Origin of the sequence: Microcystis sp. M53598_WE2 (assembly GCF_030067735.1) — a bacterium.
GTDB classification, from domain to species: Bacteria; Cyanobacteriota; Cyanobacteriia; order Cyanobacteriales; family Microcystaceae; genus Microcystis; species Microcystis aeruginosa.
Map to the genome: position 1 here is coordinate 1 of NZ_JASJFE010000609.1, position 3080 is coordinate 3080.

Below are 3080 nucleotides of genomic sequence, written 5' to 3' on the forward strand. Positions count from 1 at the left end.
GGAAATACTGCTAACCTTATCGAAGACTGGGAAACCGCCATCAAAGGCTACAACTTAGCCATCGAAGCAGTAGAAAATATTCGACTCGAAGCCTTAAACCCCCAACGACAACAAGAAATTCTCTCCGAGGCAATGGATGTTTATCATGGCATAGTTCAATCCTATCTCAACCTCAATCAACCAGATCGCGCCTTAGAATACGTTGAACGCAGCAAAACCCGCTATCTAGTCCAATTGCTTACCGAACGAGATATCTATCCTAAAGGTAATATCCCCCAAACTATTATTACCGAATTAGATCGCCTCCGTCGTGCCATTATTGGGGAAGAACAACAGTTAGCCATCCAAGAACAAACCCGCAATAGGGGAGTAACTTTAACCCTAGATCAACAAAAACAACCCATCTTAAATGACTATACTCACCTCAATCAATTAAAACAAGAATTAAATCAACTAATTGCCGACGAAATAACCCCCATAGATCGCGCTTTTAGCTTAACTCAAAAGGTTGAAAGCATTCCTCTAAGTGAGATTCAATCCTTAATTGATCAAGATACTGCCATCTTAGAATGGTATATTGCAGGGGATAGTATTATGGCGTTTATTGTTACTAATGAGGGTTTGATCCCCCCTAACCCTGCTTCAAAAGGTTTGATCCCCCCTAACCCCCCTTCAAAAGGTTTGATCCCCCCTAACCCCCCTTCAAAAGGGGGGAATAGTGAGGTGAAAGGGGTTAAAGTTTGGCAATCTTCAGCAGAAGATCGAGAAAAATTGATTAATTTTATTAAAAATTATCGTGATGCTTACGAAAATAATAAAACCGCGTGGATTAATAATCTTAATGATTGTTTAAATCAACTATCAGAAATTCTCCACATTGATGAACTTTTAGAACTGATTCCTAAATCTTGCTCTCGTCTCATCCTAATTCCCCATTGGTTTTTACATATTATTCCCCTTCATTGTTTACCCCTAAAAAATGGACAATTTCTCTATCAACGCTTTACTAAAGGTGTAGGATACGTTCCCAGTTGCCAACTTTTAAAACTGGTAAAATTATCACAGCGAGAAAACTTTACTCGTCTTTTTGCTATTAAAAATCCCACCAGAAAAGACCTAAAACCTCTCTTAGGTGCAAATCTAGAAATCGAGAGAATTAGTCAAGGATTTGCTACTGAAAAAACTATTATTATTGGGGAATTAGAAGCATCAGAACAAACCCTAGAAAACCGTCGTCAAGAATTACAAGCATCCCATTGTCTTCACTTTTCCTGTCATGGTAAATTTGATAATGAATCCCCTAGAGATTCCGCTTTAATGTTAGCAGATCCAGACGGTAACTTAGGAGAATTAGCTAACCTAACCCTAGCAGAAGTATTTGAAAAATTTGACTTAAGAGAATGTCGTTTAGTCACTTTTTCTGCTTGTGAAAGTGGTATAATCGAAAGTAAAGCCGATAGTATTAGTGATGAATATGTGGGTTTACCCAGTGGTTTTCTATTTGCAGGTAGTTCTAGTGTAGTTAGTACCCTTTGGACAGTAGATCCCCTAGCAACTACGTTATTTATGACTAAATTTTATCACGATCTTAAACGGATTTCTATCCAAGATCAAGGGAGTATTGCCATTGTTTTAAATAATACACAAACATGGTTAAGAACATTGAATAGTAAAAAATTAGCCAGAATTAAAAATAGTCAAAAATTCCAGCAATTACTTGATCGAGTCTTTGAGAGTAAACGGGATAGAAGAAAATTCCAAGACTTATTAGAAGCTGCGGTTAAACGTCAACCCTATCCCTTTGCCAATCCCTATTATTGGACGGCATTTATCGCAACAGGAGTTTAATCTATTGTTCCTTGAGAATACAATTAAGTTGAGGTATTCTCCCCCCTTTTTAAGGTGCGTTGGGGGGGATCACTTTGATTTAAGAATCGGAAGAAGTTTGACAAAATTTATCCATTCCTTCCTCTTGAATATAAATAGCAACTGGAGTTGATAAAAGTCCTGCTACTCCAGGCGGACACATAAAACATCCTGCGATAATATCTGTTAAAGGGGGAATAAGTGCAGGTAAATATTTTTCTCGCAAAGTTTCATACTTCGGTTGACAAATAGAATCACGACATTTATTAAGAACAATAGCAAACCAACGAAAATCAGCCTTATCTTCTACCCCTTCAATACCGTTACGAGTGGCAATAGATTCAGCAGCATCTGCTAAATCTCCCTCCCATTCCTCAATAACATCAAGTGCAATTAAAGCGTTCTCATTGTCCGCAAATTCAATACGGTACTGAGCAATTTTTTCCGGTGTTAACTGCGTTGCGTCTGACATAATACCATCCTTAAAGCTAAAACCAATTTTTTCCCATTATCTCACCTTATAATCGTCTCGTCGCTAAAGGTTTTGACTTTACCGATGGCAAGTTAATCCAGTCAAGATTAGCTTAGAAGACTAAGAATAAGCGAATTTTTTGGGGTGAGAATTTACTTTTGTCAAAAATTATTACATATTCGCAACAAAATACACTTTTTTGAGCAAACTAATATACCATACTTAGACAAGGCGATCGATTATTTTGTCCCAAGAATTACGCGCTAAACTTATCTCCTGTTATCCCGAAAGTCAGGAAAAAGAGGAAGTCTTAATGAAGATGATTTCTGAACATTAATCAATTGAGGATAGGGAGAGGTTGCTAACGGTCAATATTGCCACCTGAATCGCTTTTTCAATGGCCTGTTGTTTGCTTTCTAAACTAATCCCTTCCTCTTTGTTTCTTTCGGCAATCACAGCACAAATACAAGCGGCAGTAAATCCATAAACCCCCGCCATTTTCAATAAAGTCCCCGCTTCCATTTCATAATTGAGAATATTTAAACGTCGATATTCTTCCGTAATTCCCTCTAAATGGCGCTGAAGATAAGGGTTAGCAGAAGACACAATTCTTTCCTGTCCTTCATAAAAACTATCCACAGAAGCGGTAATACCTACATGATAATTTACTCCCAAAAATTGAGCCGATTTGACTAGAGCAACTGTCAAAAAAGGATCCGCCACTGCGGGATATTCTGGAGGA

Annotated in this window: 3 protein-coding genes; 1 reads left to right on the plus strand and 2 read right to left on the minus strand. The window is 37.8% G+C overall.

The annotated features are described in order from the left end of the window. On the plus strand, nucleotides 1-1848 hold a 1848-nt coding region (locus PX636_RS12290), incomplete at its 5' end, for a CHAT domain-containing protein (RefSeq protein ID WP_288117388.1). 79 nt (nucleotides 1849-1927) lie between these two features. On the opposite strand, the gene PX636_RS12295 is transcribed toward PX636_RS12290, so the two are convergent. After that, complete coding sequence (locus tag PX636_RS12295; RefSeq protein ID WP_288117390.1) at nucleotides 1928-2338, minus strand: hypothetical protein; 411 nt, start codon at nucleotides 2336-2338, stop codon at nucleotides 1928-1930. 333 nt (nucleotides 2339-2671) lie between these two features. Next, on the minus strand, nucleotides 2672-3080 hold a 409-nt coding region (locus tag PX636_RS12300), incomplete at its 5' end, for a phosphorylase family protein (protein WP_502882880.1).